Here is a 16055-nt window from a genome sequence, read left to right on the forward strand (position 1 = left end):
GCTGTAGATGGATCCACCGACGACTGCGACGTCGGCGCCGGCGCGCTGGACGTCGCCGATCGTCTTCAGGTTGACTCCGCCGGCGACGGAGAACGGGACACGTGCCTGTTCTCCGGAGCTGAGCAGCCCGTTCAAGTCGTAACCGGGCTGCGCCTGCTCGTCCAGCCCGGCGTGCATCTCGACGAACTTCGCACCCAATGCGCGAACCTCCTTCGCACGAGTGACCTTGTCGGCCACGCCGATCAGGTCGACGACGACGCCCTTGTTGTGAGCGGTCGCGGCCTTGACAGCACCGGCGATGGTCGAGTCGTCGGCGGCGCCCAGAATCGTGACGAGGTCGGCACCGGCCTTGAACGCGATGTCCGCCTCGAGCTCGCCGGCGTCCATCGTCTTCAGGTCGGCGAAGACGACCTTGTCCGGGTGCGCCTCCTTGACGGCGGTGATGGCGGAGAGCCCCGCGGCCTTGATCAGAGGGGTGCCGAGCTCGATGATGTCGACGTGCTCGGCGACCTGGCCGGCCAGCGTGAGGGCGGCCTCCGTGGTCAGAACGTCCATGGCAACTTGCAGCTTCATGATGATCTTCCTTCTTGTTGTGATGTGCGATGTGTACGTGGACAGGTGGTCAACTGGACGGCCGGCCTACTCGAGGTTGGCGTGCCGCAGCCACAGCTCCTCGGCGGGCGAGGAGTCGTTCTCCCACAGCGAGGCGAAGAGAGCCTCGGTGGCGACGAAGAGTGCCTGCTCGAACAACGAACCGGCGTACTGCCGCGACACGGAGGTCCCGTGGTCCGTCTTCTGCGCAGCCGGTATGACGACCAGCGCGTCGGCGAGCTTCGCCAGGGGCGAACTCGGGTTGGTGGTGAAGACCCCGATGCGCGCTCCGACCCGTGCGGCCGTGTCGGCGGCCTTGACCACGCCGGACGTGGTGCCGGACCCGGATGCCACGATCAACAGGTCGCTGGCGTCGATGGCAGGGGTGGTGGTGTCGCCGGCGATATGCACGGTCAGGCCCAGGTGCATCAGGCGCATCGCGGCCATCCGCAACACCAGGCCGCTGCGGCCGGCGCCCGCGACGAACACCCGGCCGGAACGGCCGATGTGATCGGAGAGCTCGGACAACTCGGCCGGGTTGATCTTGGCCACCGTGTCGGTGATCTCGCTGCCGACCAGGCTCAGATTGCGCGCGACGTCCTCGGAGGTGCTGGAGACGGTGGGCGTCGAAGTGGGTGCGGAAGACACGATCTTGTCCCTTCGGCTCGGTGGGTGATCCGTAGCCGCCCGGATGGCTGCTGCGGCGTTGACAACCATGGTTTCGGATCGAATGGGTGGGTGTAACACTGTTTTGTGACGGTCTTCACTACACTTTCGGGTTAGTTCCCCTGCCGCAGACCGCCGAACACGAGACGCGGCGACATCAACCGGTGACCCCGGAGGACCCATGACCCAGCTCGATGCCCACCCGGATGCCCACCCGGATGCCCGAACCGCCGCCCGCCCCGATGCCCGACTGGACCTGCCCTGGCCGCTGCTGAAGCGCGTGGCCGCGCTGACGGACGCCCCGCTCGCCCAGATCGCCGACCGGCTGCGGGAGGCTGCGACGCCATACGTGGCCAACAGCGCGCTGATCATCTTCACCGAGGACTGCACCGGCAGGCCGCAGAAGAAGGCCGGCGAGGAGGAGATCATCTCCCGCGTCTCGATCACCGAACTGGACGCGTTGCGAGCCCTCGTTCCGGACGAGGCTCCGTGGTTCGGTGACGCGCAGATCGGCGACCATGCACGGCCGGTGCTGGCCCTCCAGTACCCCGCCAGTGGTGCGCTGCTGGTCCTCACCGACCCCGATGCGGACCTCGATCCGTCGGACAAGGACTGCGCGGACCGCCTGGAGGTTCTCTCCTACCTGTGGGGGCTCGCCGCCCGCCGGATCCACGAGAAGGTGACCGACGCGCCACCGTCATACCTGGCGGAGTCCCGGGCGGCCTCCGCCGAGCGGCTCCGGGTGACCGCGGAGCTGACCGACCTGCACTCGACCACCCTGGAGACATTGCTGGCCGCGCTGCGCTCGTCCACCCTCGACGACGCCACGGCGCGGTCGACCGTCACCGACCTGACCGCCAAGTCCCTGATCGGACTGCGAACCCTCAATGACCGCACCACCGACCTGGTGAAGGAACCGGTGAGGACCGCCTTCGAGCGGCTGCGTGAGGAACTCCGACCACTGACGCGCTTCAGTGGCATCGGTGTGGAGTTCATCGAACCTCCGCTGAACGGCCGCGCCCTGCCCGGCGAGGTCGCGCACGCCGCGCGGGCGATCGTCCGGGGGCTGGTGCTCGCGATGATGGAGCAGCCCGCGATCAGCCGCATCAGGACCCAATGGGACTGCGACGGCGAGAACCTGCTGATCAACATTCGTGACGACGGCAGCGGCGCGTTGTCCGCGAGCGCCCCCAACATCAGCCGGCTGAATCGACAGGTCGAGGCGTTGGCCGGGCAGTTGCGGTTGGAGGTCATGTCCGGCTGGGGCGCAGATGTGTTCGTGACACTTCCGCTGGACCCGCCCGCGGCCCCGTCCGGTGACGTCGCCGGCTGGAATCTCGCCGCCCGCGAACTGGAAGTCCTGCAACAGCTCGCGGCCGGGCGTCGCAATCGCGCCATCGCGGCCACTCTCGGGATCAGCGAGAACACCGTGAAGTTCCATGTGCGCAAGCTGTTCAAGAAACTGGGCGTCAGTTCGCGCACCGAGGCCATCGCCCTGGCACACAGCCACGGCATCCAGTAGGGCCCTATCCGAACAGGATCCGGGCCTCGTCATACCGGTGCTGCGGCACGCCCTTGAGCTGGCCGAGCGCATCCGCGAGGTCCACCTGGATGATCTCGGTGCCGCGCAACGCCACCATGCTGCCCCACTGTCCCTGAACCACCGAGTCGATGGCCGCCATACCGAGCCGCGTGGCGAGCACCCGGTCGAACGCGGTCGGGGTGCCACCGCGTTGGATGTGGCCGAGGGTCGTCGCTCGCGTCTCGATACCCGTGAGGGACTCCAGTTCGGGTGCGAGCTGGTTGGCGATGCCGCCGAGCCGGGGACGGCCGAAAGCGTCCAGCCCGCGCTCGGAGTGCGCTTGCTCCATCTCGTCGGTGGTGAACCCCTCGGCGACGACCACCAGCGGTGCGCGACCGCGATCGTCGGCGAGCTTCACCCACCCGGCGATCTGGTCCATGCTCACCCGCTGCTCGGGGATCAGGATCACGTGGGCGCCGGACGCCATACCGGAGTGCAGCGCGATCCACCCGACGTGGCGGCCCATCACCTCGGCGATCATGCAGCGCCGGTGTGACTCGCCCGTGGTCCGCAGCCGGTCCATGGCCTCGGTGGCGATCTCGATCGCGGTGTCGAAGCCGAAGGTGTAGTCGGTGGCGTCCAGGTCGTTGTCGATCGTCTTGGGCACCCCGACGATCCTGATCCCTGCGTCGGTGAGCCGCTTCGCGGCCGCCAGCGTGCCCTCGCCACCGATCGCGATGATGGCGTCGATCCCCAGATCGGCCATGCGGCGCCGGATCGTATCGGGGCCGCCGCCGTTCTCGAACGGGTTGGTCCGGGAGGTGCCGAGGATGGTGCCGCCCGACTTGGCGATGCCTGTGACCATGCTGCGCCGCAGCGCGATGGCGTCGCCTTCGACGACACCGCGCCAGCCGTCCCGGTAGCCCATGAACTGCAGCCCGTGGACGGCGTCACCCTTGAGCACCGCGCCACGGATGACCGCGTTGAGGCCCGGACAGTCTCCGCCGGAGGTGAGGATGCCGATCTTCATGGCGAGTCCCTTCGTCGTCGCGAGCGCGTGTCGTGACCTCTGCTGGTTGGTGGTGGCCGGCGGTGTCAGCTGGACTTGTCGGCGGATCCGAGTTGGGTGGCCGCCTCCACGACGCGGGCCGCCATGCCCTGCTCGGCGGCAGCGCCCCAGACCCGGGGGTCGTACAACTTCTTGTTGCCGACCTCGCCGTCCACCTTGAGGACACCGTCGTAGTTGCCGAGCATGTGGCCGGCGATCGGCCGGGTGAAGGCGTACTGGGTATCGGTGTCGATGTTCATCTTGATCACGCCGTAGGACACCGCGTCACTGATCTCCTGCGGGGTCGAGCCCGATCCGCCGTGGAAGACCAGGTCGAACGGGCGTTCCTTGCCGACGGACGCCCCGACCGCCTCCTGGATGTCGTGGAGGATCTGCGGGCGCAGCTTGACGTTGCCGGGCTTGTAGACACCGTGCACATTCCCGAAGGTCAGTGCCGTCAGGTAGCGGCCGTGCTCGCCCGCACCGAGCGCCTCGACGGTCGCCTGTCCGTCGGCGACGGTGCTGTAGAGCTTGTCGTTGATGGCGTTCTCGACACCGTCCTCCTCACCGCCGACGGTGCCGATCTCGACCTCGAGGACGATGTGTGCGGCCGCCGTACGGGAGAGCAGTTCGCGGCCGATGCGGAGGTTGTCCTCGAGCGTCTCGGCCGAGCCGTCCCACATGTGCGAGTTGAAGATCGGGTCCTGACCCCGTCCGACCGCTGCTTCGGATGCGGCCAGCAGCGGCAGCACGAAGTCGTCCAGCTTCTCGCGCGGGCAGTGGTCGGTGTGCAGGGCGATGTTCACCGGGTACTGACGTGCGGCCTCACGGGCGTACGCAGCGAAGTTGAGCGCCCCGGCGACCATGTTCTTGATCCCGGCGCCGGACCAGTACGCCGCACCGCCGGTGGAGACCTGCACGATGCCATCGGATCCGGCATCGGCGAAGCCCTGCAGCGCAGCGTTCAGCGTCTGCGAGGACGTCACGTTGACCGCCGGGTAGGCGAATCCACCCGCCTTGGCGCGGTCGATCATCTCGGAGTAGATCTCCGGGGTTGCGATGGGCATGCTTCCTTCTCACTGACGCTGGATGGTTCGGGGGGCTCGCCGTACTCAGGCGGGTACTTCACCGGTGGTCTCGTAGGCGGCGATCTTGCCGATCCGCCGCTGGTGCCGCGCGGCGTTGCTGAACGGTTCGGTCAGGAACGCCTCGATGAGTGCGGTCGCCTCCTCGACGCTGTGCTGGCGACCGCCAACAGCCACGACGTTGGCGTCGTTGTGCTCACGGGCGAGCTTGGCGGTCTCGGTGTTCCACACCAGGGCGGCGCGCACCCCTTCGACCTTGTTCGCGGAGATCTGTTCGCCGTTGCCGGAACCGCCGAGCACGATTCCGAGCGCATCGACGCCCGCGGCCTGGTCCCGGACGACGGCCTGTGCCGCGTTGATGCAGAACCCCGGGTAGTCGTCCTCCGCGTCGTAGTCGACGGGTCCATGGTTGACCATCTCGTAGCCCTTGGCGGACAACGAGTCGATCAGGGCGGCGCTGAGTTCCAGGCCGGCATGGTCGGTGGCGATGTGAACACGCATGAGTGGTGGTCCTTTCCAGGTGTGTGATCGGGTCAGGTCGCGGGCACGGGTGTACGGGACATCGCGAGCAGTCCGCCGGCGCGCAGCGACTCGATGGCATCCGCGGGTGACGGCTTGCCGTAGACCGACGATCCGGCGACGAAGACGTTGGCACCGGCCTCGGCGGCGCGGGTGATCGTCTCCTCGGTGATGCCGCCATCGACCTGTATGGCGACGTCGACCCCGGCCTGGTCCACGGCGGCGCGGGCCCGGCGGATCTTCGGGACGGTGACATCGAGGAAGGCCTGGCCGCCGAAGCCCGGCTCGACGGTCATGATGAGCAGCATGTCGAGCTCCGGCAGCATGTCGAGGTAGGGCTCGACGGGAGTGGCGGGTCGCAGCGCCATACCGGCCTTGGCACCGCGTGCGCGCAGTTCCCGGGCCAGCTTGACGGGAGCATTGGACGCCTCGACGTGGAAGGTGACCGAGGACAGGCCCATGTCTGCGTATGCCGGTGCCCAGCGGTCGACCTCGGCGATCATCAGGTGCGCGTCCAGCGGCACCGGGCTGACCTGCTGCAGGCGCTCCACCACGGGTACGCCGAGGGTCAGGTTCGGCACGAAGTGGTTGTCCATCACGTCGACGTGGGCAGCGTCGGCGTTGCTGATCCGGCCCAGCTCGGCTTCCAGATTGGCGAAGTCGGCCGACAGGATGCTCGGATTGATGCGACAGGTCGGCGAGCTCATGACCGGGCCTCGCTCAGGGCGCCCGCCGCGGTGGACAGCGCGTTCTCGACATCGGCGAGGAGCTCGTTCCAGCTGGCCACGAACTTCTCCAGTCCCTCCGACTCCAGCTGGTTGACCACCTCGGTGTACGAGATGCCCAGGCCCGCGAGCGCCTTCAGCACCTCGGCGGCTTCGCCATACGTTCCGGAGATCGTGTCGCCGGTGACCGGACCGTGGTCGAAGGTCGCGTCGAGCGTCTTCTCCGGCATGGTGTTGACGACATCGGCCGCCACCAGCTCCGTGACGTACAGGGTGTCGGGGTATGCCGGGTCCTTGACACCGGTCGAGGCCCACAGCGCCCGCTGCGGACGGGCACCGTCGGCAGCCAGGGCGGCCCAACGGTCGGTGGAGAACTCCTCCTCGTAGACCTGGTACGCCAGGCGGGCGTTCGCCAGGGCGGCCTTGCCGCGCAGGGCGGCCGCCTCCGGCGTGCCGAGCGCGTCCAGCCGCTTGTCGATCTCGGTGTCCACCCGGGACACGAAGAAGGACGCCACCGAATGGATCGTGGACAGGTCGTGTCCGCGCTTCTTGGCCTGCTCCAGCCCGCTCTGGAAGGCGTCGATGACCGCGCGGTACCGCTCGAGCGAGAAGATCAGGGTGACGTTGACGCTGATGCCGTCGGCCAGCACTGCGGCGATCGCGCCCAGTCCCTCGACGGTGGCGGGGATCTTGATCAGGACGTTGTCCTTGGCGACCTTCTGGTGCAGCCGCTTCGCCTCGGCGATCGTGCCGTCGGTGTCCCAGGCCAGGCGCGGGTCGACCTCGATCGAGACCCGGCCGTCCACTCCCTGGGTCGCAGCGGCGGTGCCGGCGAAGAGGTCACATGCGTCGGCCACATCGGCGGTGGTGATCTCGAAGATCGTCTCGTCGACCCCGGCACCCTGTGCGGCCAGCTTCTCGATCTTGGGGGCGTAGTCGCTCCCGGAGGTGATCGCGGCCTGGAAGATGGAGGGGTTGGTGGTCACGCCGACGACGTTCTTCTCGTCGATCAGGCGCTGCAGGCTGCCGCTGTCCAGTCGCTCGCGGGACAGGTCGTCCAGCCAGATGGACACGCCGGCGGCGGAGAGCTGTGCGGTGGGAGTGGTGGTTGCCATGACTTCTACTTCTTCCTTGCAAGGGATGGTGAGGTTGGATTTCGGTCGGCGCCCCGGAGCAGCACCGGAACGCCGACCGAAGACGGGGCCGCCGGTTCAGCCGGCAGCGGCGGCGAGGGACTCGCGGGCGGCGGCCACGACGGCGTCCGCGGTGATCCCGAACTCCTGGAACAGGCGCTGATAGTCGGCCGAGGCGCCGTAGTGCTCGAGGCTCACGCTGCGGCCGGCGTCGCCGACGATTCCCTTCCACGTCAGGTCCAGGCCGGCCTCGACCGAGACACGCGCGGTCACCGAGGCGGGCAGGACGGACTCCCGGTAGGCCTCGTCCTGCTGGTCGAACCACTCCAGGCACGGCACCGAGACGACTCGGGTGGCGATGCCCTCGGCCTGCAGGGTCTCGCGGGCCTCGACGGCCAGCTGGACCTCGGAGCCGGTGGCGATCAGCAGCACCTGCGCCGGCACCGTGGCGCCATCGCGGGACGCCTCGGCCAGCACGTATGCGCCGCGGGCCGCACCCTCGGCGGAGCCGAAGGTGTCTCCGGTGGCGGCACCCTCGCCGCGCTCGAACACCGGGATGTTCTGCCGGGTCAGGACCAGTCCCGCGGGGTTCTCCAGGTTGCCCAGGACGCTCCGCCACGCGACCGCCACCTCGTTGGCGTCGCCGGGTCGCACCACGTCGAGGCCGGGTATGGCGCGCAGGGTGGCCAGCTGCTCGACCGGCTGGTGCGTCGGGCCGTCCTCGCCCAGGCCGATCGAGTCGTGCGACCACACGTAGATGGAGGGCACGCCCATGAGTGCGGACAGCCGGATGGCGGGACGCTGGTAGTCACTGAAGATCAGGAACGTCCCGGAGAACGCTCGCGTGGGACCGCTCAGGTGGATGCCGTTCACGATCGACGCAGCGGCGTGCTCCCGGATGCCGAAGTGCAGCACCCGGCCCTGCGGGTTGCCCGTCCAGGACTGGGTCGAACGGGACGCCGGGATGAACGACGGCGCGCCCTCGATCGTGGTGTTGTTGGAGCCGGCCAGGTCGGAGGACCCACCCCACAGCTCCGGCATGACGCCGGCGGCCGCGTTGATGACCTTGCCGGATGCGGCGCGGGTGGACACATCCTTGCCGGCCGGGAACTGCGGCAGCACACTGTCCAGCTCGGCCGGCAGCTCGCCGGCCTCGATGCGCTGCAGGAGCTTGGCCAGGTCCGGGTTCGCCGCCTGCCAGGCATCGAACGACTCCTGCCACTGCGCCCGAGCCGTCGTTCCGCGACCGACGACCTCGCGGGCGTGTGCCAGCACCTCGTCGTCGATCTCGAAGCTGCGCGCCGGGTCGAAGCCCAGCACCTCCTTGAGGCCGGCGACCTCATCGGCACCGAGCGCCGCGCCGTGGATCCCGCCGGTGTTCTGCTTCTTCGGCGACGGGTACCCGATGATCGTGCGCAACGAGATGATGGACGGGCGGGAGGTCTCCGCCTTGGCGGCGACGAGAGCGGCATACAGCTCCTCGACGTCCTCGACATAGTCACCGGTGCGGGTCCAGTCCACCCGCTGGGTGTGCCAGCCGTAGGACTCGTACCGCTTGAGAACGTCCTCGGTGAAGGCGACGTCGGTGTCGTCCTCGATGGAGATGTGGTTCTCGTCGTACAGCACCACCAGGTTGCCGAGCTCCTGGTGACCGGCCAGCGAGGACGCCTCGGAGGTGACGCCCTCCTGCAGGTCACCGTCGGAGGCGATCACCCAGACGGTGTGGTCGAACGGGCTGGTACCGGCCGGGGCGTCGGCGTCGAACAGGCCGCGCAGGCGGCGCTGGGAGTAGGCGAAGCCGACCGAGGACGCCAGGCCCTGACCGAGCGGCCCGGTGGTGATCTCCACACCGGGGGTGTGCTTGTACTCCGGGTGTCCGGGGGTCAGCGAGCCCCAGGTACGCAGCGCCTCCAGGTCCTTCATCTCCAGGCCGTAGCCGGCAAGGTAGAGCTGGATGTAGAGGGTCAGCGAGGAGTGACCCGGCGACAGGATGAAGCGGTCCCGGCCCGACCAGGTCGCGTCGGTCGGGTCGTGACGGATCAACTTCTGGAACAGGAGGTATGCCGCCGGCGCCAGGCTCATCGCGGTGCCGGGGTGGCCGTTGCCGACCTTCTCGACCGCGTCGGCGGCCAGCACTCGGACGGTATCGACAGCACGCCGGTCCAGATCGGTCCAGTCCAGGTCAGGGGCTTCGGCGGGGAGCCGGGTCGGTGTCGCTGTTGAAGTCACTGTCTTGTCCCTTCGGGTTGGCCATCGATCTACGGTGGCCGGATAGCTGCTTCCTCGGTTGAGGACCATCCTGTAGGGACAAACGGGTAGTGATAACGCCATTTTGTGACGGTTCTCACTATCCTTTCGGGTTGGTCCTCCCCAATGGGACCACCCGGAGGGTGGCAATCAGGCCCTTCCGACCCGGCGCGGGACGACGAACGGCCGCCTCCCTCAGGGGAAGCGGCCGTTCATCTCGGATGGTGCGTATGTCGTTGTGGTGGTGGAGACTAGGGGGCTCGAACCCCTGACCCCCGCCTTGCAAAGGCGGTGCTCTACCAGCTGAGCTAAGTCCCCGGAACTGAGGGCCACCATCCGGCGGCCGATCAGATCAGTTGTTGGTGTCTCCCGGCTTGTCGGCGGCTTGCGCCCACAGGTCCTTGGTGTCGTTCTTCTGGGCGAGCTTCTGCTTGGCTGCGACGGCCAGGCCGGCGAGGCCCAGCAGTACGACGAGCTTCTTCAACATCACGGGCTCCGATCGACTGCGGAACGGCGGGTGGTGGGCCTAACAGGACTTGAACCTGTGACCTCTTCCTTATCAGGGAAGCGCTCTAACCGACTGAGCTATAGGCCCGTGCACCGTCCGACGACCTGCCGCAGAATGCCGCAGGCGCCGGACGAGACTATCTCACCAAGGGCGGCAGAACCAAAACGGGATCGTATGGCGCTCGGTCTCGATACGCTCCTCCGTCGCTACTCGACCCACGAGGCTCTGCTATTCGTCCGACAGGGTCATCTGCACGCCGCCGACCAGCGAGGAGCAGATGTTGTAGAGGAACGCGCCGAGGGTCGCCAGGGCGGTCATCAGCAACACGTCGACGACTGCGATGACGACCGACAGCGAGACGACCCGGCCGAAGCCGACGTAGTCCATGATGTCGAACGTCTTGCCACTCGTCTCGAGCGTGCGCAGCAGCTCGTTGACGTTGTCCCAGACACCCATGCCCTGCAACACGATCCACAGCATCGCGATCATCACGACCATGGCGATGCCGATCGCCACGGACAGCAGGAACGCGATCTTCATGACCGACCAGGGGTCGACCCGGGACAGCGTCAGCCGCACCCGGCGCGGGGTGCTCCGGCCGCCGGGACGACGGGCCGGGCCGCCTCCCGCACGCGGCGCGGGGCGCCGCTGGCCGGCCTTGACCGGCCGCCCCTTCGCGCCACCGGCCGTGCCGCTCTTCGAGCCCGGCCGCGGCGCTTGCCGTGGAGGTGTCGCGCGCTTCTTACCGCCGGCTGCCGCGCCCGGAAGACGCACGGCACCGCCGGCATCGGTCGCGGTCGCCCCGGCGCCCTTGTCGGCGTCGGATCCGTCAGTGCTCACTCATCGTCTCCCGGCTCGTCCGGAGTCTGTTCGGTCTCAGGCTGGTCACTGTCAGTCTGCTCGTCCGCCTCGACCGGATGGTCGATGACCGGGGTCTCGGCGTCCGTGTCGTCGGTCCGTTCGTCAGACGATCCGTCACTCGACGACTCGCCCGACGGTACGCCATCATCCTGGTCGTCTTCGACTTCGCGCTCGGCGTTCCGCGCAACGGCCACGATCGAATCCTTCTTGTCCGGGGTCGCGAACTGCACTCCCTGGGTCGACCGGCCGGTGCGACGGATCTCGATGACGGGGGAGCGGACGATCTTGCCCTTCTCCATCACCACGAGCACCTCGTCCGTCTCGTCGACGGTCAGTGCGCCCACCAGGTCGCCGCCGCGGTCGGAGATCGAGGCGACCTTCACACCGAGCGTCGCCCGGCCCTTGACCGGGTAGTCCGACGCCGCGGTGCGCTTGGCAAGGCCGTTCTCGAAGACCACGAAGACGTCCGGGTCGGTGCCGTCGGCCACGATGTTCATCGACAGCAGCTCGTCGCCGTCGCGGAACTTCATCCCGGTCACGCCGGAGGTCGAGCGGCCCATCGGCCGCAACGTGTCGTCCGTGGCGTGGAAGCGCACCGACTGCCCCTTACGAGACACCAGCAGCACGTCGTCCTCGGAGCTGGCCAGGCCGGCGCCGACCAGCTCGTCGCCGTCACGCAGGTTGACGGCGATCAGGCCGCCGGAGCGCGGGGAGTCGTAGTCGGTCAGCTTGGTCTTCTTGACCAGTCCGCGCTTCGTGGCCAGCAGGAGGTATGGCGCCTGCTCGTAATCACCCAGGGCCATGACCTGCGCGATCTGCTCGCCGGGCTGGAAGGCCAGCAGATTGGCGACGTGCTGGCCCTTGGAGTCGCGGCTTCCCTCGGGCAGCTCGTAGGCCTTGGCGCGGTAGACGCGTCCGGCATTGGTGAAGAACAACAGCCACTGGTGCGTCGTCGTGGTGAAGAAGTGCGACACCACGTCATCGCCGCGCAGGTTCGCACCGCGCACACCCTTGCCACCGCGCCGTTGCGAGCGGTATTCGCTGGTCTTGGTCCGCTTGGCGTAGCCACCACGAGTGATCGTGACGACGACGTCCTCCTCGGGGATCAGGTCCTCCATGGACATGTCGCCGTCGAAGGGCACGATGTGGGTGCGTCGCTCGTCGCCATACCGCTCGACGATCTCGGCTAGCTCGTCGCTGACGATCTGCCGCTGCCGCTCCGGCTTGGCCAGGATGTCGCGGTAGTCCTCGATGGCGCGCTGCAGCTCGTCGTGCTCGTCGATGATCCGCTGCCGCTCCAGGGCGGCAAGTCGGCGCAGCTGGAGGTTCAGGATCGCGGTCGCCTGGATCTCGTCGACGTCCAGCAGCGACATCAGGCCGCCCCGGGCCTCTTCGGCGGACGGGCTGCGGCGGATCAGGGCGATGACCTCGTCGAGCGCGTCGAGCGCCTTGAGGTAGCCGCGCAGGATGTGGATCTGCTCCTCGGCCCGGCGCAGCAGGTAGGTCGTCCGGCGCTGGATGACGTCGACCTGGTGCTCGACCCAGTAGCGGATGAATGCCGAGATCGGCAGTGTGCGCGGCACACCGTCGACCAGCGCCAGCATGTTGGCGCCGAAACTCTGCTGCAGCTGGGTGTGCTTGTAGAGGTTGTTCAGGACGACCTTGGCGACGGCGTCGCGCTTGAGCACCACGACCAGTCGCTGGCCGGTGCGGCCCGAGGTCTCATCGCGCAGGTCGGCGATGCCGCCGATGCGCCCGTCGCGCACCAGGGTCGCGATCTTCTCGGCCAGCGCATCCGGGTTGACCTGGTAGGGCAGCTCGGTGACGACGAGGCACTGGCGTCCCTGGATCTCCTCGACGTTGACGACGGCGCGCATGACGATCGAGCCGCGTCCGGTCCGGTAGGCGTCCTCGATGCCCTTGCGGCCCATGATCAGGGCACCGGTCGGGAAGTCGGGGCCGGGGATGATCTCGAGCAGCTTCTCCAGCAGCTCCTCGCGGGAGCACTCCGGGTGCTCCAGCAGCCACTGCGCACCGGCCGCGACCTCGCGCAGGTTGTGCGGCGGGATCTGGGTCGCCATACCGACCGCGATGCCGGAGGCGCCGTTGACCAGCAGGTTCGGGAAGCGGGCCGGCAGCACGGTCGGCTGCATCGTCTTGCCGTCGTAGTTGGGCTCGAAGTCGACGGTTTCCTTCTCGATGTCGCGCACCAGCTCCATGGCCAGCGGCGCCATCCGGCACTCGGTGTATCGGGGCGCTGCGGCACCGTCGTTGCCCGGCGAACCGAAGTTGCCCTGCCCGTCGACCAGCGGGTAGCGCATCGACCACGGCTGCACGAGGCGGACCATCGCGTCATAGATCGCGCTGTCGCCGTGCGGGTGGTACTGACCCATGACGTCACCGACGACACGGCTGCACTTGTTGTAGCCGCGGTCCGGGCGGTAGCCACCGTCGAACATCGCGTAGACGATGCGCCGGTGCACGGGCTTCATGCCGTCGCGCACGTCCGGCAGCGCTCGGCTGACGATGACCGCCAGCGCGTAGTCGATGTAGCTGCGCTGCATCTCGGTGTTGAGGTCGATCGGGTCGACATTCGAACGTGGCCCGTCGCCGTCGGTGGGACCACCGGGAGGCAAGGTGTCGTCAGTCATGAGTTTCCTTCATTCTCAATGCAATTCAGAAGCTTTGTATGGCGATGCCGGCTCGGCTGGGGCGACAGCGCACGAGAGGTCTCGCCGCACCTCAGCCGACCCGCCGTGAGCCGACGACCAGCACGGGACGGGGCGTCCGCGAGCTTGCGAGCGGAGCGCAACGGACCGGGCTGCGAGGAGGCGAACAAGACAACTCAGATGTCGAGGAACCGGACGTCCTTGGCGTTGCGCTGGATGAACCCGCGTCGGCTCTCGACGTCCTCACCCATCAGGATCGCGAAGATCTCGTCGGCAGCGGCGGCGTCGTCGAGCGTCACCTGCAGCAGGGTGCGGTGGTCCGGATCCATGGTGGTCTCCCACAGCTCCTGGTAGTTCATCTCGCCCAGACCCTTGTAGCGCTGGTAGGGGTTCTCCTTGGGCAGCCGGCCGCCGTTCGCCTGGCCGATCTTCAACAGACCGTCGCGTTCCTTGTCGGAGAACGCGAACTCGTGCTCCCGGTTGCTCCACTTGATCCGGTAGAGCGGCGGCTGCGCGAGATAGACGTAACCGGCCTCGATCAGCGGTCGCATGAAGCGGAACAGCAGGGTCAGCAGCAGGGTGCGGATGTGCATGCCGTCAACGTCGGCATCGGCCATCAGCACGATCTTGTGATAGCGCGCCTTTTCGATCTCGAACTCTTCGCCGAAGCCGGTGCCGAACGCCGAGATCAGCGACTGCACCTCGTTGTTGGCCAGCACCTTGTCGATGCGCGCCTTCTCGACATTCAGGATCTTCCCGCGGATCGGCAGGATCGCCTGGTTGAACGGGTTGCGGCCCTGCACTGCCGAACCGCCGGCCGAGTCGCCCTCGACGATGAACACCTCGGAGATCGTCGGGTCGTTGCTCTGGCAGTCCTTGAGCTTGCCCGGCATCGCCGCGCTGTCCAGCAGGCCCTTGCGCCGCGTTGCCTCGCGCGCCTTGCGCGCCGCCATACGGGCTGCTGCGGACTGGATCGACTTGCGCACGATCGCCTGTCCTTCGCGCGGGTGCTGCGCCAGCCAGTGCTCGAACTCGTCGCGGACCGCGCTCTGCACGAAGCCCTTGACCTCGGAGTTGCCGAGCTTGGTCTTGGTCTGCCCCTCGAACTGCGGCTCACCGAGCTTGACCGACACGACTGCGGTCAGGCCCTCGCGGATGTCGTCACCGGTGAGGTTGTCGTCCTTCTCCTTGAGCAGCTTCTGGTTGCGCGCGAAGGTGTTGACCAGCGAGGTCATCGCCGTGCGGAAACCCTCTTCGTGCGTGCCGCCCTCGTGGGTGTTGATCGCGTTGGCGTAGGTGTGGACCGACTCGCTGTATGCCGTGGTCCACTGCATCGCGATCTCGACCGACAGCAGCCGGTCGGGATCCTCGTGCTCGAAGGCGATGATGTCGTCGTGCACCGGCTCGCTGCGCTTGGACGCGTTGAGGTGCTTGACGTAGTCGATCAGGCCGTCGTCGTAGCGGTAGGTGACGGTCTTGGCCTTGCCCGACTCGTCCTCGACCTCGTCCTGTGCCGTGGCGCCGGCGAGCGCTTCCTCCTCGGCGCCCTCGTCGACCTGCTGGACGCGCTCGTCGGTGAGCGTGATCGCCAGGCCCTTGTTGAGGAAGGCGTACTGCTGGAACCGGGCCCGGATCGTCTCGAAGTCGTAGTCGACGCTCTCGAAGATCTCCGGGTCGGCCCAGAAGGTGATCGTGGTGCCGTGGTCGGACTGGTCGGTCTGGCCGATAACCTCCAGCGACCCGAGCGGGTCGCCGTGGTCGAACTCCATGTAGTGGATCTTGCCGTCCCGACGGACCTCCGCGGTCAGCTTGGTCGACAGGGCGTTGACGACGGATGAGCCGACGCCGTGCAGGCCACCGGACACCTTGTAGCCGCCGCCACCGAACTTGCCACCCGCGTGCAGCTGGGTCAGGACCAGCTCGACGGTCGAGACGCCATACGCCTCGTTGATCTCCACGGGTATGCCGCGGGCGTGGTCACGCACGCGCACGGCGCCGTCGGGCAGGATGGTGACCTCGATGTGGTCGCCATACCCGGCCATCGCCTCGTCCACCGCGTTGTCGACGATCTCGGTGACCAGGTGGTGCAGGCCGCGGGGGCCGGTCGACCCGATGTACATGCCGGGGCGCTTGCGGACGGCCTCCAGACCCTCGAGCACCTGGATGTCGTCGGCACCGTATGTCGATGCGCCGCCGTCGTCCTGCTTGGCCGGCGAGCTCGCCGGGTTCTGTTCGTCAGGTGATTGCTGCGCAGCGGTGTCGGACACAGTGCTCCTTGGGTGGAGTGGGACGCGAATGGAAGCTGAGCCGGGCACGCCTGCGGCCCGCCGGGAGGCGAGCCGCATCAGCCAACATCAAGTGCTCAGAATCTGTCTCCTAGCATACCCTGTCCGAGCCGCCGAACCGCGCTTGACGTGCCGTGAACGGCACTATGCCGGTCGAACAAAGCGCTTCACGACTCCCTACACGCGACCGGGGCCG

The 16055-nt window shown here is 67.8% G+C and carries 13 protein-coding genes and 2 tRNA genes; 1 reads left to right on the forward strand and 14 read right to left on the reverse strand.

Annotation, left to right across the window (positions count from 1 at the left end; genetic code table 11):
• Together hxlA and hxlB are read right to left on the reverse strand one after the other, a co-directional pair.
• A partial coding sequence (gene hxlA, locus VG502_RS10205; protein ID WP_325549943.1) for a 3-hexulose-6-phosphate synthase occupies positions 1-573 on the reverse strand: 573 nt, incomplete at its 3' end.
• 66 nt (positions 574-639) lie between these two features.
• A complete protein-coding gene (gene hxlB / locus VG502_RS10210) occupies positions 640-1239 on the reverse strand; it encodes a 6-phospho-3-hexuloisomerase (RefSeq protein ID WP_325549944.1) in 600 nt (199 codons plus the stop codon).
• A gap of 199 nt (positions 1240-1438) precedes the next feature.
• Between hxlB and VG502_RS10215 the strand changes: the two genes are divergently transcribed.
• Positions 1439-2779: a helix-turn-helix transcriptional regulator gene (locus VG502_RS10215; RefSeq protein ID WP_325549945.1), complete on the forward strand. Its 1341-nt coding sequence runs from the start codon at positions 1439-1441 to the stop codon at positions 2777-2779.
• 4 nt (positions 2780-2783) lie between these two features.
• Here the strand turns inward: VG502_RS10215 and VG502_RS10220 are convergent, their stop codons facing one another.
• From VG502_RS10220 to gyrB, 12 genes are all read right to left on the reverse strand, one after another.
• A complete protein-coding gene (locus tag VG502_RS10220; protein WP_325549946.1) occupies positions 2784-3809 on the reverse strand; it encodes a 6-phosphofructokinase in 1026 nt (341 codons plus the stop codon).
• A 65-nt stretch (positions 3810-3874) separates the two neighbouring features.
• Positions 3875-4894 carry a class II fructose-bisphosphate aldolase gene (gene fbaA / locus VG502_RS10225; protein ID WP_325549947.1) on the reverse strand — a complete coding sequence of 340 codons (1020 nt, stop codon included), beginning with the start codon at positions 4892-4894 and terminating at the stop codon, positions 3875-3877.
• Between the two features lie 45 nt (positions 4895-4939).
• A complete protein-coding gene (locus tag VG502_RS10230; protein WP_325549948.1) occupies positions 4940-5413 on the reverse strand; it encodes a ribose-5-phosphate isomerase in 474 nt (157 codons plus the stop codon).
• Positions 5414-5445: 32 nt separating this feature from the next.
• Entirely contained in the window at positions 5446-6138 is a 693-nt protein-coding gene (gene rpe, locus VG502_RS10235; RefSeq protein WP_325549949.1) for a ribulose-phosphate 3-epimerase, read from the reverse strand.
• A complete protein-coding gene (gene tal / locus VG502_RS10240; RefSeq protein WP_325549950.1) occupies positions 6135-7271 on the reverse strand; it encodes a transaldolase in 1137 nt (378 codons plus the stop codon). The genes rpe and tal overlap by 4 nt, the downstream gene beginning before the upstream one ends.
• Positions 7272-7367: 96 nt before the next feature.
• A complete protein-coding gene (tkt, locus tag VG502_RS10245) occupies positions 7368-9518 on the reverse strand; it encodes a transketolase (RefSeq protein WP_325549951.1) in 2151 nt (716 codons plus the stop codon).
• 260 nt (positions 9519-9778) lie between these two features.
• Positions 9779-9854, reverse strand: a tRNA-Ala gene (locus VG502_RS10250).
• Positions 9855-9888: 34 nt separating this feature from the next.
• Positions 9889-10023 carry a DLW-39 family protein gene (locus tag VG502_RS10255; RefSeq protein ID WP_325549952.1) on the reverse strand — a complete coding sequence of 45 codons (135 nt, stop codon included), beginning with the start codon at positions 10021-10023 and terminating at the stop codon, positions 9889-9891.
• Positions 10024-10054: 31 nt separating this feature from the next.
• Positions 10055-10131 (reverse strand) — tRNA-Ile (locus tag VG502_RS10260).
• A gap of 141 nt (positions 10132-10272) precedes the next feature.
• A complete protein-coding gene (locus VG502_RS10265; RefSeq protein ID WP_325549953.1) occupies positions 10273-10884 on the reverse strand; it encodes a DUF3566 domain-containing protein in 612 nt (203 codons plus the stop codon).
• A complete protein-coding gene (gyrA, locus tag VG502_RS10270) occupies positions 10881-13556 on the reverse strand; it encodes a DNA gyrase subunit A (RefSeq protein WP_325549954.1) in 2676 nt (891 codons plus the stop codon). Before gyrA ends, VG502_RS10265 begins: the two co-directional genes overlap by 4 nt.
• 194 nt (positions 13557-13750) lie before the next feature.
• Positions 13751-15841 carry a DNA topoisomerase (ATP-hydrolyzing) subunit B gene (gyrB, locus tag VG502_RS10275; RefSeq protein WP_414655724.1) on the reverse strand — a complete coding sequence of 697 codons (2091 nt, stop codon included), beginning with the start codon at positions 15839-15841 and terminating at the stop codon, positions 13751-13753.
• Positions 15842-16055: the final 214 nt, after the last annotated feature.

The organism is Flexivirga sp. (assembly GCF_035551235.1).
Lineage (GTDB): Bacteria > Actinomycetota > Actinomycetes > Actinomycetales > Dermatophilaceae > Flexivirga.

Bases quoted from the DNA above. Each gene is read 5' to 3' on its own strand.
- VG502_RS10215 (WP_325549945.1), top strand. From the start codon at position 1,439: ATGACCCAGCTCGATGCCCACCCGGATGCCCACCCGGATGCCCGAACC.
- VG502_RS10220 (WP_325549946.1), bottom strand. From the start codon at position 3,809: ATGAAGATCGGCATCCTCACCTCCGGCGGAGACTGTCCGGGCCTCAAC.
- fbaA (WP_325549947.1), bottom strand. From the start codon at position 4,894: ATGCCCATCGCAACCCCGGAGATCTACTCCGAGATGATCGACCGCGCC.
- VG502_RS10230 (WP_325549948.1), bottom strand. From the start codon at position 5,413: ATGCGTGTTCACATCGCCACCGACCATGCCGGCCTGGAACTCAGCGCC.
- rpe (WP_325549949.1), bottom strand. From the start codon at position 6,138: ATGAGCTCGCCGACCTGTCGCATCAATCCGAGCATCCTGTCGGCCGAC.
- tal (WP_325549950.1), bottom strand. From the start codon at position 7,271: ATGGCAACCACCACTCCCACCGCACAGCTCTCCGCCGCCGGCGTGTCC.
- VG502_RS10255 (WP_325549952.1), bottom strand. From the start codon at position 10,023: ATGTTGAAGAAGCTCGTCGTACTGCTGGGCCTCGCCGGCCTGGCCGTC.
- gyrA (WP_325549954.1), bottom strand. From the start codon at position 13,556: ATGACTGACGACACCTTGCCTCCCGGTGGTCCCACCGACGGCGACGGG.